This window comes from Lysobacter sp. Root983 (genome assembly GCF_001429345.1).
In the GTDB taxonomy this organism is placed as follows: Bacteria; Pseudomonadota; Gammaproteobacteria; order Xanthomonadales; family Xanthomonadaceae; genus Lysobacter.
The window spans coordinates 470,540-492,822 of sequence record NZ_LMJO01000016.1 but is presented as its reverse complement, the minus strand read 5'-3'; the positions used below and the strand labels follow the sequence as shown (position 1 = coordinate 492,822).

18 protein-coding genes, 1 tRNA gene, 2 pseudogenes and 1 riboswitch are annotated in these 22,283 nt (G+C 68.1%); of the genes and pseudogenes, 13 read left to right on the top strand and 8 right to left on the bottom strand.

Features of this window, described 5'->3' with window-relative positions:
• Positions 1 to 62: 62 nt before the first annotated feature.
• The 4 genes from ASE43_RS14320 to ASE43_RS14305 all read right to left on the bottom strand — a co-directional run bounded on the left by ASE43_RS14320 (position 63) and on the right by ASE43_RS14305 (position 7,779).
• On the bottom strand, positions 63 to 3,170 hold the full coding sequence (locus ASE43_RS14320) for a serine/threonine-protein kinase (RefSeq protein ID WP_157499942.1): 3,108 nt from the start codon (positions 3,168 to 3,170) through the stop codon (positions 63 to 65).
• 190 nt (positions 3,171 to 3,360) lie between these two features.
• Positions 3,361 to 5,205: a TonB-dependent vitamin B12 receptor gene (gene btuB, locus ASE43_RS14315; protein ID WP_057161140.1), complete on the bottom strand. Its 1,845-nt coding sequence runs from the start codon at positions 5,203 to 5,205 to the stop codon at positions 3,361 to 3,363.
• Between the two features lie 124 nt (positions 5,206 to 5,329).
• A riboswitch (cobalamin riboswitch) is annotated at positions 5,330 to 5,562 on the bottom strand.
• Positions 5,563 to 6,895: 1,333 nt separating this feature from the next.
• On the bottom strand, positions 6,896 to 7,300 hold the full coding sequence (locus ASE43_RS22925; RefSeq protein WP_056180446.1) for a TfoX/Sxy family protein: 405 nt from the start codon (positions 7,298 to 7,300) through the stop codon (positions 6,896 to 6,898).
• Positions 7,297 to 7,779, bottom strand: coding sequence for a GAF domain-containing protein (locus tag ASE43_RS14305; protein WP_056180443.1), 483 nt, complete (start codon positions 7,777 to 7,779; stop codon positions 7,297 to 7,299). Before ASE43_RS14305 ends, ASE43_RS22925 begins: the two co-directional genes overlap by 4 nt.
• Positions 7,780 to 7,858: 79 nt before the next feature.
• On the opposite strand from ASE43_RS14305, the gene ASE43_RS14300 reads away from it, so the two are divergent.
• From ASE43_RS14300 to ASE43_RS14285, 4 genes are all read left to right on the top strand, one after another.
• A complete protein-coding gene (locus tag ASE43_RS14300) occupies positions 7,859 to 8,614 on the top strand; it encodes a TMEM175 family protein (protein ID WP_162250666.1) in 756 nt (251 codons plus the stop codon).
• Entirely contained in the window at positions 8,611 to 9,282 is a 672-nt protein-coding gene (gene bioD / locus ASE43_RS14295) for a dethiobiotin synthase (RefSeq protein WP_157489462.1), read from the top strand. The genes ASE43_RS14300 and bioD overlap by 4 nt, the downstream gene beginning before the upstream one ends.
• Before the next feature lie 127 nt (positions 9,283 to 9,409).
• A complete protein-coding gene (locus ASE43_RS14290) occupies positions 9,410 to 10,576 on the top strand; it encodes an efflux RND transporter periplasmic adaptor subunit (protein WP_082576558.1) in 1,167 nt (388 codons plus the stop codon).
• A gap of 16 nt (positions 10,577 to 10,592) precedes the next feature.
• Complete coding sequence (locus ASE43_RS14285) at positions 10,593 to 13,778, top strand: multidrug efflux RND transporter permease subunit (protein ID WP_057160934.1); 3,186 nt, start codon at positions 10,593 to 10,595, stop codon at positions 13,776 to 13,778.
• 767 nt (positions 13,779 to 14,545) lie between these two features.
• Here the strand turns inward: ASE43_RS14285 and ASE43_RS14280 are convergent.
• The 3 genes from ASE43_RS14280 to ASE43_RS14270 form a co-directional block, all read right to left on the bottom strand.
• The gene (locus ASE43_RS14280) at positions 14,546 to 14,947 is read right to left on the bottom strand and encodes a phasin family protein (protein ID WP_056180431.1); all 402 of its coding nucleotides are present in this window, start codon (positions 14,945 to 14,947) and stop codon (positions 14,546 to 14,548) included.
• 239 nt (positions 14,948 to 15,186) lie between these two features.
• Complete coding sequence (queD, locus tag ASE43_RS14275) at positions 15,187 to 15,540, bottom strand: 6-carboxytetrahydropterin synthase QueD (RefSeq protein WP_056180428.1); 354 nt, start codon at positions 15,538 to 15,540, stop codon at positions 15,187 to 15,189.
• A 116-nt stretch (positions 15,541 to 15,656) separates the two neighbouring features.
• Positions 15,657 to 15,733 (bottom strand) — tRNA-Met (locus ASE43_RS14270).
• A gap of 115 nt (positions 15,734 to 15,848) precedes the next feature.
• Here ASE43_RS14270 and ASE43_RS14265 point away from each other — a divergent pair.
• From ASE43_RS14265 to ASE43_RS14250, 4 genes and pseudogenes are all read left to right on the top strand, one after another.
• Positions 15,849 to 16,328, top strand: a pseudogene (locus ASE43_RS14265) (RNA pyrophosphohydrolase); the annotation flags it as partial.
• Between the two features lie 211 nt (positions 16,329 to 16,539).
• Entirely contained in the window at positions 16,540 to 16,743 is a 204-nt protein-coding gene (locus tag ASE43_RS14260; RefSeq protein WP_056180423.1) for a (2Fe-2S)-binding protein, read from the top strand.
• Positions 16,744 to 16,886: 143 nt separating this feature from the next.
• Positions 16,887 to 17,357 (top strand): bacterioferritin, encoded by a 471-nt coding sequence (gene bfr, locus ASE43_RS14255; RefSeq protein ID WP_056180419.1) that lies wholly within the window; start codon positions 16,887 to 16,889, stop codon positions 17,355 to 17,357.
• 194 nt (positions 17,358 to 17,551) lie between these two features.
• Positions 17,552 to 18,013 carry a hypothetical protein gene (locus tag ASE43_RS14250; protein WP_157499939.1) on the top strand — a complete coding sequence of 154 codons (462 nt, stop codon included), beginning with the start codon at positions 17,552 to 17,554 and terminating at the stop codon, positions 18,011 to 18,013.
• Positions 18,014 to 18,094: 81 nt separating this feature from the next.
• Here ASE43_RS14250 and ASE43_RS14245 read toward each other — a convergent pair whose 3' ends face one another.
• Positions 18,095 to 18,676 (bottom strand): DUF4126 domain-containing protein, encoded by a 582-nt coding sequence (locus ASE43_RS14245; RefSeq protein WP_057160932.1) that lies wholly within the window; start codon positions 18,674 to 18,676, stop codon positions 18,095 to 18,097.
• A gap of 67 nt (positions 18,677 to 18,743) precedes the next feature.
• Here ASE43_RS14245 and ASE43_RS14240 point away from each other — a divergent pair, with 67 nt between their 5' ends.
• The 5 genes and pseudogenes from ASE43_RS14240 (at position 18,744) to nudC (ending at position 22,265) form a co-directional block, all read left to right on the top strand.
• A complete protein-coding gene (locus ASE43_RS14240; protein WP_057160931.1) occupies positions 18,744 to 19,478 on the top strand; it encodes a DUF6776 family protein in 735 nt (244 codons plus the stop codon).
• A 2-nt stretch (positions 19,479 to 19,480) separates the two neighbouring features.
• Positions 19,481 to 19,852, top strand: a pseudogene (locus ASE43_RS14235) (polymer-forming cytoskeletal protein); the annotation flags it as partial.
• A gap of 93 nt (positions 19,853 to 19,945) precedes the next feature.
• Positions 19,946 to 20,674, top strand: a complete 729-nt coding sequence (locus ASE43_RS14230; RefSeq protein ID WP_057160930.1) for a DUF6776 family protein — start codon at positions 19,946 to 19,948, stop codon at positions 20,672 to 20,674.
• A gap of 248 nt (positions 20,675 to 20,922) precedes the next feature.
• Positions 20,923 to 21,300 carry an iron-sulfur cluster insertion protein ErpA gene (gene erpA, locus ASE43_RS14225; protein ID WP_056180404.1) on the top strand — a complete coding sequence of 126 codons (378 nt, stop codon included), beginning with the start codon at positions 20,923 to 20,925 and terminating at the stop codon, positions 21,298 to 21,300.
• 65 nt (positions 21,301 to 21,365) lie between these two features.
• Positions 21,366 to 22,265, top strand: coding sequence for an NAD(+) diphosphatase (nudC, locus tag ASE43_RS14220; protein ID WP_057161139.1), 900 nt, complete (start codon positions 21,366 to 21,368; stop codon positions 22,263 to 22,265).
• Positions 22,266 to 22,283: the final 18 nt, after the last annotated feature.

Here is a 22,283-nt window from a genome sequence, read left to right as displayed (position 1 = left end):
GCGATCACCGACCAGCTCGAGCGGCGAATATGCCGGCAGCCACTGGGTGCGAGATCATCGCTTTACCCCTTGTTGCAGGCACGCGCACGCCGATTCACGGCTTCGGTCTCCGACTTCGATAGCCACAAAGCGTTCGTCGTATCCAGCATCAACCCCTGGTCTCGCAGGCTATCGCGGTAACCGCGAACCGTCAGTGTGATGGGATCGTCGCGATCCAGTACGCGCTCGTCAAAACGCAAGGCACGATCCAAATGTGCCGCGGCATCTATTCTTCGGCAGGTTTCATGCGCGTGTAGCGCCCGAAAGACCAAGGCTCGATTAAGAAAGTGAGCGCGCAAGTAATCCTCACTGGTGCGTTCGAGGAGTTTCCTGTCCAGGAAGGCGCGGTTGTCTTCGATGCGCTGCGCGAAACGACGATCCGCTTGCTCGCGCTCTCCGCGCACGTATAGCAGTTGGTCCCCCAGTTGGCTCAAGTCCTGCAATAGGAGATCGTGAGGCCCGCCGTAGTAGCGCTCAGCCTCGCGCAAGCTTTCGTCGACCTGACGCTGGGCCTCGGCCAGGCGCGAAATGTCGCCGTCGGCCAGAATGGTGGAAACCAGCAGGCTCCGCTCGTACGGCGCGGCAATGCCCGACCGACGCTTCTCCTCAATGGTCTGTCGCAAAAGCTCGATACCTTCGGCGACGTCGCGCGGAGTGCGCTGGACGCCGGACAGACTGATCAGGGCCGCGCCAAGGTTTCCTTTGAGCGCGATAGTCTGCTCGGCCTGCGGGCCCGCGGTGCGTTGCAGAGTGCTTAGTGCTTCGCGCAGCAGGCGCACGTTGTCTTTATCGTCGCGTGCGATCGCCCAAGATATACCACCCAAAGCCATGGCGAAGGTCGGACTATCTCGCCCGTGGCTTGCTTCCAGTTGCGTCAACGCACCCTCGATATCTTCCTGCACCTGGTGAGGGTATTGCGCCCAGGCCAAGCCGAGCACGGCCTCCGCCGTCTTGGGATGACTCGGGCCCAGGTTGCGGCGACGGTTCGCGGCCAATTCTTGCGCTCGCTTCAGTACATCGGGCTTGCCTCGGCGGCCGAGAATGGTTACCAGCAGATCCAGCGCATCGTCGGCGAGTATCGGATTGCGCGGCCGCGCCAGCGCCTCGGCTTTGATGGCGTCTGCCTCGGCGTCTTCGAAACGCAACATGCGGTGCAGAAAGTTCGCACGCACAAGCAGAAGCTCTGCGCGGATTTCTTCATGGTCGCGGGATAGTCTTTGCGCCTGGTCCACCAGCTCGTCCATGGTCCGGACCGCGCCGAGGGTGTCCGCCTGTCCCCATTGCGCCTTCGCCAGCTCGGCGCCGAAGCTCAGCCGCATCGACTGTGCGTGCGCATCGTCGCTGTCGCCGATCCTCTCCAATTGGGCGCGGGCCAATTTCTCGGCCTCGGCGTAGCGGCCACGGCTGTTGAGCATCGCCAGTCGCGTGGCCGCGATGGAGCCCTCGTCGTCGCGCGCGTCGCCCAGCGCCACCTGGGCCTGGTCGGCCAGGCGCTGGGCGTGGCGATAGTCGCCGAGCACGGCGTAGCTGCGCGCCAAGGTCGCGAGGCTGCGCGCATGCAGCAACGGATGTTCGTCCAAGGGCAGCCCACGCAGCTCGCGCTCGGTCTTGTCCAGCAGCGCTTTCGACGAGAACGGCGCACTGCCCAGCCCCGACAGCGTGGCCATGCCCAGGGTGGACGCGAACAGGCGACTCACGGCGGCGGTGGCCTGGGTTTCGCGTACCGCGATGCGGTGTTGGCGCAGGGCCAGGCCGGCGCCCACCGCGCCTGCGATCGCCACGGCGGCGGCTACGCCGACGGCCAGGCGGTGGCGGCGCGCGAACTTGCGGGCCCGGTACAGCAGATCGTCGCCGCGTATCGCCAAGGGCCGGTGCTCGCGCCAACGCTGCAGGTCCTCGGCGTATTCGTTGATGCTGGCGTAGCGGTCCTGCGGGCGCAGGGCCACGGCCTTGCGCACCAGCGCCGACAGGTCGCCCGCGAGCAGGCGCTTGAGCGCGGTCAGGTTCGCGACGCCGCGTTGCTCGGCGACGGCGGGCGCGGCGTCATCGAGCAGTCGATCCATCGGCAGCGCCTCGCCGGGACCGGCATCGTCCATCAGATCGCGCAGCGCGTGCAGCGGTGTCGGCCATTGCCCGCACAGCAAGCGGTAGCTCAGCACGCCCAATGCGTACAGGTCGGTGGCCGGGGCGGTGGCGCCGTGGTCGCGCGCCTCGGGGGCGGCGTATTCGCGCGACAGCGCGAGCTGCTCGCGGTCCGCGCCGGCAAACGCGACGAAGGTGGAGGCGATGCCGAAGTCGACCAGCTGCACGCGCCCGTCGGCGTCGACCAGCAGATTGGATGGCTTGATGTCGCGGTGCAGTACGCCCTGGGCGTGGGCATAGCCCAGCGCTTCGCAGGCCTGGATCAACAGGTCGACGCGCTGCCGCACGCTGGCGCGATGGCGGTCGCACCAGGTGTCGATGGCGATGCCTTCGACGTAACGCATCGCGAACCAGGGATGACCGGTGTCGTCCACGCCGGCGTCGATCAGCGCGGCGATGCCCGGGTGGTCGAGGCGCGCCAGCACATTGCGTTCGTCGCGGAAGGCCGCGATCAGCGCCGGCGTCGCCAGCTCGGCGAGGATGCATTTGAGCGCGACCCGCTGCCGATATTGGCCGTCGTCGCGCTGAGCTTCGTACACGCTGCCCATGCCGCCGCGCGCGATCAGGCGCTCGATGCGCCAGGGCCCCAGGCGAGTGCCGAGGCGAGGATCGGGTCCGGCATCGGCTTGATCGCGACTTTCGCGGGCGCGCCGCTGCTCCACCAGCGCCGCCGGCGAACGGTCCAGCAGGCTGCTGTCGGCATTCGCATCGGAATCCAGCAGGGCCTGCAGCGCGCGATACAGTTCGGGGTCGCGCGTGGACAGCTCCGCGAGCGCGCGTTCGCGCTGCGCCGGAGGCATCTCGATATAGTCGTCGAACAAGTCCAGGGCGCGTGCGCTGACGTCGCTCATGAGGCTGTCTGCCGCTGCGGTGAGTGGGCGGAGCTGGGTGCGCCGATGCGTGGCGTGGCGCCGGTCCGCTGCGGCTATCGTACGCCCTCCGACCGGGGATCCGATTGGACCTTCGCAGGGGGCGCGCCCGATCCGCACCCGATCGGAGCGCTCAGTAATGTCACTTAATTAGTGGATCCGTGAGGGTTTGGGCACGGTACGGCGCGCCGGGTCGGACGGTCCGTGGCCTCGCAGCGCCGCGGCAGACGCGAGCCCGCCCACCGCCCGGCTCGCCGCAAAAGAAAGCCCGGCGGAGCCGGGCTTTCGAGAGCTTGAACGCGCGTCCGGCTCAGCGGGCCGGTGCGTAACGCAAGGTCAGGAACCATTCGCGACCGGGCTGGTTGTAGAACGAGATGGTCTCGTAGTCGCGGTCGAAGACATTGGCCACGCGCGCCTGCAGCGACCAGGCCGCGGTGAGCGCGTATTCGGCGCGCAGGTCCAGGGTGCCGTAGCCGCCGACGCGGCGGCTGTTGGCGACGTCGTCGTAACGCGCGCTGGAACCGACCGCGGTCACGCCGAAGCGGAAGTCGCCGAAGGCGCGGTCGATGTCGACGCGCGCGCTGCGCTTGGCGCGACGCGGCAGATCGTTGCCGGCGTAGAAGCCGACCCGGTTCTCGCTGTCGAGGAAGCTGGCGCTGGCGGCCACGGCCCAATCGGCGACGGTGGTGTCGATGCCGATCTCGGCGCCGCGCACACGCGCGCGCTCGATGTTGTTGGGCAGGAAGATCGCGGCGTCGTAGGCGATCAGGTCGTCGACCTGGGTGCTGAAACCGTCGATGCGCGCGTTGAAGCGCTCGCCGCGGTAGGCCAGGCCAAGCTCCCAGGTCTTGGACTCTTCCGGGCGCAGCGCCGGGTTGCCGAAGAACGGGTAGTAGAGCTCGTTGAAGGTCGGGGCTTTGAAGGCGGTGCCGTAGCCCGCGGTCAGACGCCAGTGTTCGGCGAAGCCCAGGCCCCAGGCGATGCTGCCGGTGGTGTGGCCGCCGAACTGGTCGTTGTCGTCGCGGCGCAGGCTGGCCTCGATCGACTGCGCGCCGAAGCGGCCCTGGTACTGGACGAAGCCGGCGCGGTTATCGCGCTCGTTCTTGTCGTAGGCGGTGTCGCTGTCGGCGTGGTCGCGCAGCCAGTCGAAGCCCACGCTCAGCAGCTGGCCTTCGCCGACGCCGTAGTCGGTCTGCACGGTGAAGCTGTCGCGGTTGGTGGCGAAGTAACCGTTGGGCACGTTGCCGAGGAAGTTGTCGGACTCGTCGCGATTGCGGCCGGCGCTGACCTGCAGGCGCAGGTTTTCGGAAGGACGCCAGGTGCCCTTGGCGCCGACCACCTGCTGCACGATCTCGGAGTAGTTGACGAAGCTGCCGTCGTACTCGTTCTCGCCTTCGGCGCGCAGCACATGGCCTTCGAAGCTCAGGGTGTCGGTGGCATCGAAGCCACCGCGCAGCGACAGCGAGCGGTTGCGGTAGCCGTCGCGGTCGGGCTCTTCGGTGAAGCAGCCGGCGAACAGGGTGCTGGAGCCGTCGCAGGCATTGATGCCGTCGGTGCGCTGGTAGGCGGCGTCGGCGCCGAACCAGCCGCGGCCGACGCGGCCGCCGATGCCGGCGCTGGCTTCGCGGCCGCCGTGGCTGCCGACGGTGACGCTGGCGCGCGGGGCGACGGCGTCGCGGTCGCGGCGGGTGAAGATCTGGATCACGCCGCCGATCGCGTCGGCGCCGTACAGGCTGGAGCGCGGGCCGCGCACGATTTCGATGCGGTCGATCAGGGCGACCGGCAGGTCCTGGAACGAAGCCAGGCCGGAGGTCGCCGAGCCGATGCGGATGCCGTCGACCAGGACCAGCACGTGGTCGGTCTCGCTGCCGCGCAGCGACAGCGTGGTCAGCTTGCCCAGGCCGCCCTGGTTGCCGATCGAAATGCCGGCGCGGCCGCGCAGCAGGTCGGGCAGCGAGCGCGCCTGGCTGCGCGCGATGTCGTCGTGGGTGATCACCTCGACCGGCGACAGCGCGTCGTTGGCGCTGATCGCGGTGCGGGTCGCGGTGACGACGACATCGTCCAGATCGGTGGCGTCGTCGTTCGGCTGCGCCTGCGCGAGAGCGGGCAGGGCGAGGGCGGCGGCGATGGCCAGGGACAGCTTGGGAACACGCATGAGCAAACTCCAGGGGCGCGGCGGTGGAGCCGCGCCGTCGATCGAGGGAGTCGCGAGGAGAGAGGGGCCGCGAATGCGGGCGCTGAACGCGCCGACGGTCGCCGCCGCGACGCCCTCCGCATCGCAACCAGTCGCGCGTCGGGGCCGGTCTCCGGACTCGCGAGCCGGGACCGGGGTCCCGTGCGCGGCGCCTTCCCGTGCTGAGCACAGTGGCGGTTGCCGCGGTCGACTCGCTTACCGTTGCGGGGGCAGTGCCGGGCTGGCCCGATCGCGCTGTCGTAGCGCTGGGGCGTCACCGGCTTCCCGTTTCAACCCTGACGGCGGATGCCGGGGGTCACCTCGAAGCGCGCGCAGTCTACGCGATCGAGGGCGCTGGGGCCAAAAGAGCGGGGGTTTAAGGGGGGCCGTGGCCATTAGCCCCTCTCCCGCTTGCGGGAGAGGGGTTGGGGTGAGGGTCCGGCGCGAGTGCGTTGCTTGAACCTCGTCGCGCGCCCTCATCCGCCCTGCGGGCACCTTCTCCCGCAAGCGGGAGAAGGGAAGATCAAGAACGTCTCCCGCAAGCAGGCAGGGGAAGATCAAAAGCTAGCGTTGCGAGCCCCTCTCCCGCTCGCGGGAGAGGGGTTGGGGTGAGGGCCCGGCGCGAGTGCGTTGCTTGAACCCCGCCGCGCGCCCTCATCCGCCCTGCGGGCACCTTCTCCCGCAAGCGGGAGAAGGGGAGATCAAGAACCTCTCCCGCAAGCGGNTGCGTTGCTTGAACCCCGCCGCGCGCCCTCATCCGCCCTGCGGGCACCTTCTCCCGCAAGCGGGAGAAGGGGAGATCAAGAACCTCTCCCGCAAGCGGGAAGAGGAAGATCAAGAGCCAGCGTTGCGAGCCCCTCTCCCGCTCGCGGGAGAGGGGTTGGGGTGAGGGGCCGGCGCGAGTGCGTTGCTTGAACCTCGTCGCGCGCCCTCATCCGCCCTGCGGGCACCTTCTCCCGCAAGCGGGAGAAGGGSAGATCAAGAACCTCTCCCGCAAGCAGGCAGGGGAAGATCAAAAGCCAGCGTTGCGAGCCCCTCTCCCGCTCGCGGGAGAGGGGTTGGGGTGAGGGCCGATGCGGATGCGTTGCTTGAACCCCGCCGCGCGCCCTCATCCGCCCTGCGGGCACCTTCTCCCGCAAGCGGGAGAAGGGGAGATCAAGAACCTCTCCCGCAAGCGGGAAGAGGAAGATCAAGAGCCAGCGTTGCGAGCCCCTCTCCCGCTCGCGGGAGAGGGGGTGGGGTGAGGGCGCGCCGCAAGCCGCAAGCTCCCACCTCACCCNCAAGCCCCTCTCCCGCTCGCGGGAGAGGGGTTGGGGTGAGGGCCGATGCGGATGCGTTGCTTGAACCCCGCCGCGCGCCCTCATCCGCCCTGCGGGCACCTTCTCCCGCAAGCGGGAGAAGGGGAGATCAAGAACCTCTCCCGCAAGCGGGAAGGGGAAGATCAAGAGCCAGCGTTGCGAGCCCCTCTCCCGCTCGCGGGAGAGGGGTTGGGGTGAGGGCCCGGCGCAGAGCGCGCAGCTCCAACTTCATCCCGGCTCTTCATCCGGTCCGCAGCCCGTCCTGAGCCTGCCGAACGGGGCACCGCCTCCCACTGTTGGGAGCAGGGAAAGCCAGGTCGGGGGCGTAACCAAGCGCCGCTAATCCGCGCCGCAAAGCGGAACACAGGACCGCCTTACTCCCGCTCTTCCGCCTCGTCGCGGCCTTCGCCCGCAGGCTCGTCGTCGAAACCGTCGTCGTAGGACGGCGGCATCGCCACGGTGTCCTCGGTCAGCACGGTGGTGCGCACCGGGCCGGCGGCCGGGCGGTTGCGCGGCGCGGGCAGCAGGGCGGTGGCGGCCTCGGCGGCGGCGATCAGTTCGTTGCGACGTTGGTCGGGGATCTCCTGCCAATGGCAGTCCAGCAGGGCGCCCTCGATCGCGTACAGCAGGTTGAGCGTCGGTTTGAAGCCCGCGCGCTTGACCCGCATGAAAGCCTCGACCGTGCCGATCGCGGCGATGTCCTCGTGCGAGCGTAGGCCGACCTGGCGCAGCCAGGCCGCGCTCTTGGGGCCGATGTTGCGCAGCTTGGCCGCGGTCATCGCAGCGACTCCACGAAGGCCTGGGCGATCGCTTCCAGGCCGCGCTGATCGTCGGCGTCGAAGCGGTCGAGCTTGGGGCTATCGAGATCGAACACGCCGATCAATTCGCCGTTCAAGGACAAAGGCACCACCAGTTCGGAGTTCGACGCCGAATCGCAGGCGATGTGGCCCGGGAAGCGGTGCACGTCGGCGATGCGCTGGGTCTGGCCGCTGGAGGCCGCCGCGCCGCACACGCCCTTGTCGAGCGGGATGCGGATGCAGGCCGGCAGGCCCTGGAACGGCCCGACCACCAGCTCGCGGCCGTCGTAGAAGTAGAAGCCGACCCAGTTGAGGTCCGGCAGGGCGTGATAGACCAGCGCCGACAGGTTGGCGGCGTTGGCGACACGGTCGCGCTCGCCCTCGATCAGGGCGCGTGCCTGGGCCAGGAGCAGGTCGTATTGTTCCGGCTTGCTGCCGGACAGGGGGTTGGCGGCGAACATACCGCGAGTGTAGCAGCGGCACGCCCGGGCATTACCATGGCCGGATACCGCCCCCCCAAGCCCGCTGCCGAGGATGCCGATGACCGAGTCTGGCTCGACCATGCCCGCCTTCCGCGAACGCGGCCATCAGGTGACGCGGCTGGAAAGCTTCGTCGACGCCGCGTTCGCGTTCTCGCTGACGATGCTGGTGATCCTGTTCAACGAACTGCCCGACACCGTCGCCGAACTGCGCGAAGCGCTGCGGCGGGTGCCGACCTTCGTGTTCTGCTTCGTGCTGCTCGCCTTGTTCTGGGGCGCGCACAATCGTTGGAGCCGACGCTACGGACTCGACGATGGGCGCTCCAACGTGCTCAGCCTGGCCCTGGTGCTGGTGGTGATGATCTACGTCTACCCGCTGCGCATGGTGGTCTCCAGCGCGATGTCGATGTTCACCGGCGGCTGGGTCAAGAGCGAGTTGGGCATCGACCCGGCGCATTGGAACGCCGACCTGCAGACCGCCTTCATGGTCTACGCGGTGGGCTTCGGCCTGTTGTCGTGGATCGTGTGCGAGCTCAACCGGCACGCCTTGCGACGCGCCGACAAACTGGGTTTGACCGCGGCCGAGCGCTACGAGACCGGCACCGAGATCGGCCTGCACTGGATCCTCACCGGCACCGCGGTGCTCAGCCTGGCGCTGAGCGGCCTGGCGCTGGCCTGGCCCGGCGAGAACGCGCCCGGTCTGATCGCGGCGCTGCCGGTATGGGTGTACGCGGCCTTGGGCGCGGTCATGCCGGCCTACGCCGTGCGTCGCAATCGCCGATGGTTGGCCCATCAATCGAAGGAAGCCGCCGCTTGAGCGCACGCAGTTATTTCGTCACCGGCACCGACACCGGCATCGGCAAGTCAGTCGCCAGCGCCACGCTGCTGCATGCACTGCGCGCGCGCGGGCTGCGCGCGGTCGGCATGAAGCCGGTCGCGAGCGGTTGCGAGCTCACGCCGGAGGGTTTGCGCAACGAAGACGCGCTGCTGTTGCAGGCGGCCAGCGCGCCCACGCCCGCCTATGCGGACATCAATCCCTATGCCTTGCGCGCACCGCTGGCGCCGGAGCTGGCCGCGGCCGACGACGGCGTCGAGATCGCGCTGCCGACGCTGCTGGCCGCGCACGCGCGCCTAGCCGCGCAGGCCGAGGTGGTGGTGGTCGAAGGCGTGGGCGGCTGGGCGGCGCCGCTGTCGGCGAGCCTGGACCAGGCCGAGCTGGCGCGCGAACTGGACGCGGCGGTGGTGTTGGTGGTCGGAATGCGGCTAGGCTGCATCAACCATGCGCGCCTGACTGCGCGTGCGATCGAGGCCGACGGCCTGCGCCTGGTCGGCTGGATCGGCAATGAGATGGACCCTCATATGGACCGACGCGATGACAATTTCCGTTTACTGCGTGAGCGTCTGCCCGCACCGTGCTGGGGCCGCCTGCCGTACGCCCCCGAACCCGACGCCAGCCGTTTTTCGCACTTGCTCGAGGTGGCATGACGGCGCTGGGCCCGTGACTTATGGGGGGTGGGGCCAAGTAGCAGAATGCTAGACTTTTCAGTATAGGAATTAGCGGCAACCACCGAGCGATCGCGCTCTAGACAACGATGGAACCGGAGTCTTTCCCATGATCATGATCCCGCGCTCCGCGGCCCTGGCCTTCGCGTTGGCCCTCGCACTCTCCGCTTGCGGAGGTGGTGGCGACGAACAAGCCGGCGGTGCGCCGCCGCCGCCGGAACTGGGCGTGATCAAAGCGCAGCCGGCGAACGTGCCGCTGCAGAAGGATCTGGTCGGCCGCCTGGCCGCTTACCGCAGCGCCGATGTGCGTGCGCGCGTACCGGGCGTATTGCAGCGCCGCGTGTACGCCGAAGGCAGCGACGTCAGCGAAGGCCAGGTGCTGTTCCAGATCGATCCCTCGCAGATGCAGGCCGAAGTCGGCCAGGCCCAGGCCTCGCTGGCCTCGGCCGAAGCCAACTACGCCAACGCGCGCGCCGCGGCCGATCGCGCGCGCCGCCTGGCGCCGGAGAAATTCATCTCTCGCTCCGACCTCGACAACGCGCTCGCCGCCGAACGCAGCGGTTCGGCCGCGGTGAAGCAGGCCGAGGCCGCGCTGGCCAACGCGCGCATCAACCTGGGTTACGCCACCGTGCGCTCGCCGATCAACGGCCGCGCCGGCAAGCAGCAGGTCACCGAGGGCGCGTTGGTCGGCCAGGGCACTGCGACCCTGCTGACCACGGTCGATCAGATCGACCAGCTGTACGTGAACTTCTCGCTCAGCGTGTCCGAGCTGGAACAGATCCGCCGCGCCCAGGCCGGTCAGGCCCAGGGCGAAACCCAGGTCCAGGTGGTGCTGCCCGACGGCACGGTCTATCAGCGCCCGGGCGTGATGGATTTCTCCGGCGACGTGGTCGATCCGGCCACCGGCGCGATCGCGCTGCGCGCGCGCATCCCGAACCCGGACAAGACCCTGCTGCCCGGCACTTACGTGACCCTGAAGGCCACTCTGGGCAATCAGGCCAACGCCTTCCTGGTGCCGCAGGCCGCGCTGCAGCGCGACGCCGGCGGTCCCTATCTGCTGGTGGTGGGCGCGGACGGCAAAGTCGCGCGCAAGGGCGTGACCGCCGACCGCAGCCAGGGCGGCAATTGGGTGATCAGCAGCGGCGTGGCCGCGGGCGATCAGGTCGTGGTTTCCGGCATCCAGCGCGCCGTTCCGGGCGAGGCGGCCAAGGCCACGCCGTGGCAGCCCGAGGGCGCCAAGGGCAAGCCCGATGCCGCCGCGCCGGCCGCCAAATAAGGACTGAGCGAACGCCATGTCCAGATTCTTCATCAATCACCCGGTCTTCGCCTGGGTCATCGCGATCCTGATCACGCTGGGCGGCGTGCTCGCGATCTTCAATCTCGGCGTCGAGTCCTATCCCAACATCGCCCCGCCTCAGGTGGGAATCTCGGCCAGCTACCCCGGCGCCAGCGCCGAAACCGCCGAGGGCGCGGTCACTCAGGTGATCGAGCAGCAGCTGACCGGTATCGACAACCTCGACTACTTCAGTTCCTCGTCCAGCGCCTCGGGCGGCTCCTCGATCACCCTGACCTTCGCGCCGGGCACCGATCCCGACATCGCCCAGGTCCAGGTCCAGAACAAGGTCGCACTGGCGACGCCGCGACTGCCGGAGGAAGTGACCCGGCAGGGCGTGGTGGTGGCCAAGTCGAATTCGAACTTCCTGATGGTGGTCGCGCTGCGCTCGGAAAATCCGGGCGTGGACACCAACGCGCTCAGCGACATGATCGGTTCGCGCGTGCTCGACCAGATCGCGCGCGTGCCCGGCGTGGGCAGCACCCAGCAGTTCGGCAGCGAATACGCCATGAACATCTGGCTCAACCCCGAACAGCTGCAGGGTTACGGCCTCTCGGCCACCCAGGTGCTGAACTCGGTGCGCGGCCAGAACGTGCAGTTCGCCGCCGGTTCGATCGGCGCCGAGCCCTCGCCGAAGGAACAGGCCTATACCGCCACGGTCTCGGCCGAGGGCCGTTTCAGCACGCCCGAGGAGTTCGGCAACATCATCCTGCGCGCCAATGCCGACGGCACCACGGTGCGCCTGAAGGACGTCGCCCGGATCAAGATCGGTGCGCAGTCCTACGGCTTCGAGGCGCGCTGGAACGGCGCCCCGACCGGCGCCTTCGCCGTGCTGCTCAGCCCCGGCGCCAACGCCCTGGGCGTGGCCGAGGCGGTGCGCAAGCGCATGGACGAGCTGCAGACCAGCTTCCCGCAGGGCGTGAAGTGGTTCTCGCCCTACGACACCTCGACCTTCGTGCGGATCTCGGTGGAGGAGGTCGTCAAGACCCTGCTCGAGGCGATCGCGCTGGTGTTTCTGGTGATGCTGATCTTCCTGCAGAACCTGCGCGCCACCCTGATCCCGACTCTGGTGATCCCGATCGCCTTGATGGGCACCTTCCTGGGCATGTATATCCTCGGGTTCACCATCAACCAGCTCAGCCTGTTCGGCATGGTGCTGGCGATCGGCATCGTGGTCGACGACGCGATCGTGGTGATCGAGAACGTCGAACGCATCATGACCGAGGAGGGCCTCAACGCCCGCCAGGCCACGATCAAGGCGATGAGCCAGATCAGCGGCGCGGTCATCGCGATCACGGTGGTGCTGGCGGCGGTGTTCATCCCCAGCGCCTTCCAGGGCGGTTCGGCCGGCGAGATCTACAAGCAGTTCGCCATCACCATCGCCATGGCGATGGGCTTCTCCGCGTTCCTCGCCCTGGGCTTCACCCCGGCGCTGTGCGCGACCATGCTCAAGCCCACCGAGCACCACAAGTCGAACTTCGTCTTCCGCGGCTTCAACACGGTCTACAACAAGGTCGCCAACACCTACGTCGGCCACATCGGCAGCGCGGTCAAGCACGCGCCGCGCTGGATGGCGGTGTTCGTGGCGCTGGCGGTGCTGTGCGGCTTCCTGTTCACCAAGTTGCCGGGCAGCTTCCTGCCGGAAGAAGACCAGGGCTACGCGCTGGCGCTGGTGCAGTTGCCGCCGGGCGCGACCATGCGCCGCACCCAGGCCGTGTTCGACGATATGCGCAAGGCCCTGGAGAAGCAGGAAGGCTACGACGGCATGATGGAAGTGGCCGGCTTCAGCTTCGTCGGCCAGGGCGAGAACATGGGCATGGCCTTCATCCGTCTGAAGCCCTGGGACGAGCGCAAGGTCGACGCAAGCACCTTCATCCAGACCACCTACGGCACCCTGAGCGGCATCCGCGACGCCCAGATCTTCGTGATCAACCTGCCCACCGTCAGCGGCCTGGGCTCGTTCGGCGGCTTCGACATGTACCTGCAGGACCGCGGCGGCAAGGGCCGCGAGGCGCTGACCGAGGCCCGCAACATCCTGCTCGGCAACGCCGGCAAGAACCAGGCGCTGGTCGGCGTGCGTCCGAACACACAGGAAGACTCGCCGCAGCTCAAGCTCGACGTCGACCGTGTGCAGGCGCAGGCGATGGGCCTGTCGGTGAACGACATCTACAGCTCGATCCAGCTGATGCTGGCGCCGGTGTACGTCAACGACTTCGTCGACAACGGCCGCATCAAGCGCGTGACCATGCAGGCCGATGCGCAGTACCGCACCGGTCCGGAAGCCTTGGCCCGGTTCTACACGCCCAACCCGTCGGCGGCGACCAACGTCGACGGCAGCGCGGCCGACAGCACCACCAACGCGATGATCCCGCTGACCAACGTGGTCCACAGCAAGTGGATCATGGCCTCGCCGTCGTTGACCCGTTACAACGGTTATTCGGCGGTCGAGATCGTGGGTTCGCAGGCGCCGGGGCATAGCTCGGGCGAGGCCATGAACGCGATGCAGGCGATCGTCGACAACGATCTGCCGGAAGGCTTCGGCTACGACTGGACCGGTCAGTCCTACCAGGAAATCCTGTCGGGCAATCAGGCGCCGATGCTGATGGCGCTGTCGATCCTGGTGGTGTTCCTGTGCTTGGCCGCCCTGTACGAGAGTTGGTCGGTGCCGGTGGCGGTGCTGCTGGTGGTGCCGCTGGGCGTGCTCGGCGCGGTGGTGTTCTCGCTGCTGCGCGGTCTGCCCAACGACATCTATTTCAAGATCGGCCTGATCACGGTGATCGGCCTGGCGGCGAAGAACGCGATCCTGATCGTGGAGTTCGCGATCGAGCAGCGCCAGGCCGGCAAGACGCTGCGCGAGGCGACCATCGAGGCCTGCAAGCTGCGTTTCCGTCCGATCCTGATGACCTCGTTCGCCTTCATCATGGGCGTGATCCCGCTGGCCATTTCGTCCGGCGCGGGCGCCAACTCGCGGCACGCGATCGGCACGGGCGTGATCGGCGGCATGGTCTTCGCGACCTTCCTGGGCGTGCTGCTGATTCCGGTGTTCTACGTGGTGGTGCGTCGCCTGCTGGGCGACAAGCTCGACGAGGCGCCGAAGATCGTGCGCCATGACGACGAGCCGCCAGCGGCCAAGCCTGCGGTCTGATCCGGATCCGCTGTTACCGAAAAGCCCGCCGAACGGCGGGCTTTTCTTTGGGTCGCTTTACGCATTTAGCCCTCAACTCCCTTTTAGCCTTTGACTTCGTCCTTTGAAAAAGGATGAAGCCATGCGGTTAATGAGCCGCAGGTTCATGCACGGCTGAACGCCAGCTTGCTGCTAGCTCCCTCCTTTGTAAAAGGAGGGTTGGGGAGGATTTGCTGTTGCTGTTGCTTCGTCTTTTCTGACCGAAGGTCAAAGGCTTCCGCCTGCTGCGCATGCGGGTCACTTTCTCTTGCTAGCCCAAGAGTCCGTCTGGATTCCCTTCGGTCAAACGTAACCAAAGAGAAGGGCTAGCGTGACCAACCCTCCCTTGCGAGTTCGGTGCCTGCGCCGGGATTTTTCGAATGGACATCCCTGTCCATTCGAAAAACGGCGCGCGTCCTGCGCGCCGCCCTTCGGGTCTACGCCTGGTCGTGCGAGTGCGTGACTTTTGGATTTGAATGCAACGGCAACGGCAGCCGCGTTATCCCTTTGCGGTCATCCCCGCGAAGGCGGGGATCCAGTGGCTTAAGAGCGCTGCTGGAGCGCTGACGCCGTGGGTCTCGGCCATCGCGTGCGATGAGCCGAAGCCGAACCGTAGCGTCGCGTCTTCGATGCCTCGGATCGCTACTGCCAAACCCGACCCCCAAACCGCGCCCAACAAAAAACCCGGTAGCTGGCGCTACCGGGTTTCGTGTCCGTCGGGGGTACGACGAGGAGAGAGACCTTGCGACTTACTTGGCGGCGACCTTGGTCGCGGCCTTGGCGGCCTTCTCGACGTTGGCCTGGGTGGTCTTGGCGGCCGACTCGATCTGCGACTTGGTCAGCTCGCCGATGGCTTCGTTGGCCTTCAGGGTGCGGCCGAAGACTTCCTGGCCGGTGCTGACGGCGCGCTCGACGTTCTCGCGGGCGACCTGCGCGGCCTTCGGCCACAGGGTCTTGAGGCTGTCGAAGTCGCGGGCTTCGGCGGCTTCGCCGAAGAAAGCGAAGGTGGCGTTGACGCGCTCTTCGATCGCGGCCAGCTGCAGGCCGAACACGGCCTCGGCGTTGTCGAGGGTCAGACGGTTGACCTGAGCGGCCGTGTCAGCGAACTGACGCGTCGCGGCGGCGAACTGCTCGTTGAACTGCTGGTACATGGCGTGCTCCTAGAGATTCGGGTGGTCCGGGCCGGGGGAATGCCCGGATTGTGCGGTGCAGCATAATCCTGCTTTTGTTGCGTTGCAACATCGAACCGACCAGCGGTTGCCGACCGTTCATGCGGTCTTTGCAATCAACCACTTACAGGGTGAGCGGCGGTCCGGCGCGGCCCAGGATCGGCCGCGGCGATGACCGCGCGATGACGAAAAAGCGGCGGGCTCGGCCGCTCGGGCGGGGCTCAGCCGCGGTAGCGGCAGCCGGAGGTGCAGGTCTCGTGGACCACGATCTCGCTCAGCAGCGGCAGCGCCGGCTTCAGGCGTTCCCAGATCCAGATCGCCAGCCGCTCGCTGGTCGGGTTGTCCAGACCGGGGATGTCGTTGAGATAGTGGTGGTCGAGCTGGTCGTACAGCGGCTGGAACGCCTTTTTGACGTCGCTGAAGTCCATCACCCAGCCGCTGTGCTCGCCAAGTTCGCCGTCCAGATGGACCTCGACCCGGAACGAATGGCCGTGCAGGCGCGCGCATTTATGGCCTTCCGGCACGTTCGGCAGCCGGTGGGCGGCTTCCAGGGTAAAGACCTTGAAGATGTTCATGGCGTCATTGTGCGGCAAGCCGCTGCGGTCGGCGATCCGGCCTTTGGTGAGGGCGGCGGATACGAAAAAGCCCGCTGGCGGCGGGCTTGAACTGCGGCGCCAGGCGCCTGAAACGATGGTGGCTATGGGTGGACTCGAACCACCGACCCCAGCATTATGAGTGCTGTGCTCTAACCGGCTGAGCTACATAGCCACGGGGAACCGCGAATTATTCATGCCGGGGCGGGTGCCGTCAATCGTCCCGGGCCGGCTTGTCGTCGGGCGGGGGCCGTGGCAGAGTCGGTCGCAGTGAATTTGGAGTCCGCATCGTGATCGATCCGGACGGCTACAGGCCTAATGTCGGCATCGTGCTGATGCACCCGGACGGCCGCCTGTTCTGGGCCCGACGCGTGCATCGCGACGGCTGGCAGTTCCCGCAAGGCGGGATGAACACCGACGAGACGCCGCTCGAGGCGATGTACCGCGAGCTGCGCGAAGAGACCGGCCTGCTGCCGCAGCATGTCGAAGTGCTGGGCGCGACCCCGGGCTGGCTGCGCTATCGCTTGCCGCAGCGGGCGATCCGGCGCAACGACCGGCTGGTCTGCATCGGCCAGAAACAGGTCTGGTTCCTGCTGCGCCTGACCGGCCAGGAGTCCGACCTGCGCCTGGACCTGACCGACAAGCCCGAGTTCGACCACTGGCGCTGGGTGGACTTCTGGTACCCGGTCGAACACGTGGTGGTGTTCAAGCGCGGGGTCTATTCCAGCGCCCTGCGCCATCTGGCCCCGTTCGCGCGCAGCATCGCCGGTGCCCAGGCGGTGCCGGCGCCAGGTCCGGACCCGCGCGCTCAGCTGGACCCGCGTGCGGGCGGCCCCGGGCGCAATCGCCAGCGCCCGCGCGCCCGGCAACCGGGGATGAACGTCCGCGGCGGCCAGGATCCGTCGTCGAATTGACAATCATTCGCATTCCTGGCGAAATGGACCTGCAGCCGATCCGGCTGCCTGCCCGCCCAACGCCACCGTGTACGTCTGCATCTGCAACGGAGTCACCGAACGCGACATCCTCCAGGCCGCCGAGGCCGGTTGCCGCAGCGTGCCCGAACTGACCATGCGTACCGGCGCCGGCGCCAACTGCGGCAGCTGCCTGGACATGGCCTCCGAACTGCTCGAGCGCGCCCGCGCGCTGCGCGATCTGCCGCTGCCGGTATTGCAGCAAGCTGCCTGATCGTCTCCCGCGAGCGCCGCGCGTTCGCGAACTCCTTAAGTTTTCCGCGCCGGCGCGTACGCGAAATGCACTCGATTCGCGTTCCGTCACGGCCTGCGCGAAAGGGCTAGAGTGCCCGCCATTGCAACTGCCGGAGCACGGCCATGAAGGGCGACGCCAAGGTCATCGAGTTCCTCAACAAGGCGCTCTATAACGAGCTGACCGCGATCAATCAGTACTTCCTGCACGCCAAGATGCTGAAGAACTGGGGTCTGAAGGAACTGGCCGATCACGAGTACCACGAGTCGATCGACGAGATGAAGCACGCCGACAAGTTGTCGGAGCGCATCCTGTTCCTCGACGGCCTGCCGAACTTCCAGGCCCTGGGCAAGCTGCGCATCGGCGAGAACCCGCGCGAGCTGCTCAACTGCGATCTCGCGCTGGAGCTGGAAGCGCTGCCGGTGCTGCGCGACGGCATCAAGCACGCCGAAGCGGTCGGCGACTACGTCAGCCGTCAGTTGTTCGCCGACATCCTCGACTCCGAGGAAGAGCACATCGACTGGATCGAAACCCAGCTGGCGCTGATCGATCGCCTGGGCGAGCAGAACTACCTGCTGACCAAGATCGAAGAGTAAGTCGCCGCGCCTCGCGCGCGGCCACAAGATCCAGCCAGCCATCGGGCGCGCCAGGCGCGCACCGTCGCCAGCCAGACATCCGAGCCACCGGTACGCCGGTGGCTTTTTTGTGTTCGGGGAGTGTTAGCCCGGGCGTTTCCCGGCACAGTCTTATTTGGTGTCAAATACCGCAACCGCTCAAGGAGACGGGTGCGATGGGAATGCGCGGCAAACGTTGGCTGATGCTCGTCGGCATAGGCGCTGCGGTCACCATGGCCGCCACGGCGGCGGATCCTGCGAGGCTGGCTATCGCGGGGATCGGGGTAGGGAGCTTCGAGAAGGACGTCGTGCGAAAACTTGGCAAGCCTCGTAGCCGAACCACGGAAGAGGGCTACATCATGGCCACGTTGCACTACGACCGTTCGGCGTACTTCCTCGATGAGGATGACCGTGTAGTAGGCATGCGCTCGTCGAATCCGCGTAGTTGTTTCGAGCGCGTCGTCTGTCCCGGCATGCCGCTGTCCGAGGCTAGAAAACATCTGTCGCGGATGCTGCCCGGCCCAACTCACGATCCGAAAGGCCTGGCGTTCGTCGATCCCGGAGGCAGCGGCTGTTGGGTCGAATTGACGCCGAAGGGCAAGACGCTCGCGAGCCTCGCGATCAAGTGTGAGCCCTGAGTTCGTTGCGCCGATCCAGCTCGATGCGCGAGGCCGAGCTGTCGCGACGGGTCGAAGATTCGGGGTGGGCTAGAGCCGGCCCTATGCGGCGCTGACCTTGGGCGCGCGCCGGAAGATCAGGCGCCAGACCCACCACAGCAGCAGGGCGACGACCAGGCTGATCAGGGCGACCAGCGACAGCGCGATCCACGGGTGGGCGAACACCAGGGCCAGGGTGCCGACCACGGCCAGGTCTTCGCCGACCGAGGCGGTCCAGTTGGTCACCGGTTCGGGCGAGGTGTTGAGCAGCACGCGCGAGCCGGCCTTGAGCAGGTGGCTGCCCAGGGCCACGCCGGCGCCGGTGGCCAGGGCGCCGGCGCCGAGCTGGCCGTCCGGGGACAGGGTGGCGGCGGCCAGGAAGGCGCCGACCGGCACCCGCAGCAGGGTGTGCAGCAGGTCCCAGCCCGAGTCCACGCCGGGGATCTTGTCGGCGAAGAATTCAGTGGCGGCGAGCACGCCGGAGACGCCGATCACCCACGGCGACTGGGTCGCCTGCAGGGCCTGCGGCAGGTCCAGCCAGCCCAGGGCTCCGGCGATGCCGACCCCGAATACGGTCATGTAGACCCGGACCCCGGCCAGCCAGGCAAGAACTACCCCAATTGCGAACAGGTGCGCATCGGACACGGCGGCAACCCCGCTAGACTTGTCGGCCGAGTATAGAACCACCCGGCGGCCCCCGCCGCTCCGTCGCATGGCCAAGCCACCACCGCCCCGTTTCGTCATCGTCCAGCAGCAACCCGACCGGCGGCCGTTGATCGCGGCCGTGGTGGCGGCGATTTGGCTGGCGTCGCTGGCTGGCGCCTGGGCCTGGGCGACCTGGCGCGCGGCGCCGCAACTGCCCAAGGTCAGCGCCGAGCTCGACGCCGTGCGCGCGACCCTGCGCGAGCGCCAGGCCCGTCTGGACCAGCTGGAACAGCGCGAGGCCACCTTGCAGCGTTCCGACCAGATCAGCCGGGTCGCCAACAAGCAGATCCAGGGCGCGCTGGCCGATCGCGAGGAAGAGATCGCCGACTTGCGCGCCGACGTCGCCTTCTACGAGCGTCTGGTCGGTTCGACCGGCAAGCCGCAGGGCCTGAACGTGCACTCGACCCAGTTCTCGCCCGAGGCGGGCGGCACCTGGCGCTACATGATCGTCCTGACCCAGAACCTCAACCGCGGCGCGGTCAGCGCCGGCCGGCTGGAGTTCGCGGTCGAGGGCGTGCGCAACGGCAAACTGACCACGATCGGTTGGGACGAGCTGCATCAACGCCCGGCGGCGCCGGCGCAGGACTATTCTTTCCGCTACTTCCAGCAGCTCGACGGCAGCGTGATGCTGCCGGCCGGCTTCACTCCGCAGCGCGTACGCGTGTCGCTGCGAGGCGGGGACGCCTCGGTGGAGCAGGCGTTCGACTGGCGCAGCGGCGCTACCGTCACCGGGGAAACCTAAGCATGTTCAAGAACAAACCCACCCAGCTCGCGGCCGGCCAGGTCGATACCATGATCGGCCCGCAGGTAGTGATGCGCGGCGACCTGCAGTTCAGCGGCGGCCTGTACATCGAAGGCCGCATCGTCGGCAAGATCGTGGCCGAGCCGGGCCAGCCGGCCGTGCTGACCCTGGCCGAGAACGGCAGCATCGAGGGCGAGGTGCATGCGCCGGTGGTGATCATCAACGGCGAGCTCACCGGCGACGTCTACGCCGCCGAGCGCGTCGAGCTGGCGGCCAAGGCGCGCGTGCTGGGCAACGTCCATTACAAGGTGGTCGAGATGATCGCCGGCTCGATGCTGACCGGCCGCCTGATCCATTCCGACACCGCCGGCGCGCCGCGCGCGGGCGCTGAAGCTCCGGTGACCGCGCACGCCCTGGCCGACTGAGGGGAGATTGCGCCGGCCCGCGCCGCGCCCTATTAATGGGGCATGGCCGAATCCGAACCGCGCAGTCCCCAGAACGCGCCCCGCCACTGGCGCTACGCCGCCGGCGTGGCGATGGCCGCCGTGCTCGCGTTCGGCGCCTGGGGCCTGTGGCGCGCCTGGTCGCCGCCGCCGCCCGCGGCGCCGGCCGGCTCCGACGCGGCGCGCGACGCGCGCGCCGAACACGCCGAGCTCGAGCAACTGCGCCAGCGCGTGACCACGCTGAGCCGATCGGATCAGATCAGCCGCGAGGCCAACCGCGACCTGCAGGGCACCCTGTCCGAGCGCGACGAGGAAATCGCCGGCCTGCGCGCCGACGTCGCCTTCTACGAACGCCTGGTCGGCTCCACCGCGCAACGCCGCGGCCTGGCCGTGCACGCACTGCGGGTGCAGCCCCAGAACGGCGGGGCCTGGCATTTCACCAGCACCCTGACCCAGAACCTCAACCGCGGCGCGGTCAGCGCCGGCCGCCTGACCGTGGCCCTGGAAGGCAGCCGCGGCGGCAAGCTGCAGAAGCTGGCCTGGGACGATCTGCGCCAGCAGCCCAATGCGCCGGGCCTGGCGTATTCGTTCAAGTACTTCCAGCAGATCGAAGGCGACCTGTTCCTGCCCGCGGGCGTGACCCCGGTGCGGGTGGTCGTGCGCCTGACCCCGCAAAGCGGCGCGGCGATGGAGCAGTCGTTCACCTGGGCCGAGGCTACGCGCGAGGGCAGCGGGGCGACGACGGCGGAGTAGGGGTGGGTTAATTGGCTCGGCGGAAACCCCGATGCGCGATCGCTTTTGTCCGTGATTCCCGCGGAAGCGCAGCCCGCCTATGCGGGAATGACGAATGACGACTGGCGAGTTTCGACCGAATTGCGACCGCGCCAGACCGCGCAAGCCCCTCAAGTCGAGGTCCGCCGCGCCGCGATAGCAGCAACGATCAACCGCAGCGTTCGATCCGCGAGCTTGAATGCGGGGCCTTCGCCCCCCATCCTGGAGGGATGGAAACGATCACTGCCCTGCCCACGGCGCCGGACTACCAGTCGCTGGAGCGCCCGCTGGATTTCACCGCCTCGGCGGCGACCAAGGTCCGCGAGCTGATCGCGGAGGAAGGCAATGCCGCGCTCAAGCTGCGCGTCTACATCCAGGGCGGCGGCTGTTCGGGCTTCCAGTACGGCTTCGAATTCGACGAGCAGCAGGGCGAGGACGACCTCGCCGTGCAGACCGACGGCGTCACCCTGCTGGTGGATCCGCTGAGCCTGCAGTACCTGATGGGCGCGGTGGTCGATTACACCGAAAGCCTGCACGGTGCGCAGTTCGTGATCCGCAATCCGAACGCCAAGACCACCTGCGGTTGCGGCTCCTCGTTCGCGGTGTGAGCGACGCCGCCGACCAACCCGAGCGCGCGCCTTACGCCTTCGTCGAAGCCGGCAGCGATGCCGCCGTGCGCGCAGCCTTGGACCGTGCCGACCACCTGCGCGACCAGCCCGAAGCGCTGACCGCGCTGTGGCCGCAGGCGCGGGTGATCCTGCTGGACGAGTCCGGTCAGGCCCTGGCCGACGACGACGGACAATTACTCGCGCCCAGCGGCGCCGAACTCAGCGCCGGTCCCGGCGGAATCGGGGCGGCCGTGTTCCTGGGCCTGGCGCCCGACGGCGGCGGCTGGTTCGCGCTGGAGTCGGCGCTGGCCGCGTTCGAAGCGCCGCGCCGGGTCGATCTGCGCAACGCCGCCGCGCATTGGCCGGCGCTGCACGCCAGCGTGTTCGCGCAGGCGCGCGCGCTGCAGCATTGGCGCACGCGCAACCGCCACTGCGGCGTCTGCGGCGGCGAAGTCGGGTTTTCGCGCGGCGGCTGGCAAGGCCGCTGCGCGCAATGCGGCGCCGAGCACTATCCGCGCACCGATCCGGCCGTGATCGTCGCCGTCAGCGACGGCGAGCGCCTGCTGTTGGGCCGCCAGACCGGCTGGCCGGCGCGTCGCTATTCGGTGCTGGCCGGCTTCGTCGAGCCCGGCGAATCGCTGGAGCAGACGGTCGCGCGCGAAGTGTTCGAGGAGGCCGGCGTGCGCGTGCAGCGCTGCCGTTACCTGGGCTCGCAGCCGTGGCCGTTCCCGGGCGCGCTGATGCTGGGCTTCTTCGCCGAGGCCGGCCCGGACGAGCCGCAGGTCGGCGACGAGCTGGAAGAAGCGCGCTGGTTCACCGCGCAGGAAGTCCGCGAGGCCCAGGCCCGCGGCGAGCGTCCGCCGCACGAGGACGACCAGGGGCCCCTGCTCTCGCCCAGCATTTCGATCTCGCGCTGGCTGATCGATCAGTGGCTGGCGGCCGCCGAGGCACGTGCTACGCGTTGAGCCACGGTAGAATCGGCG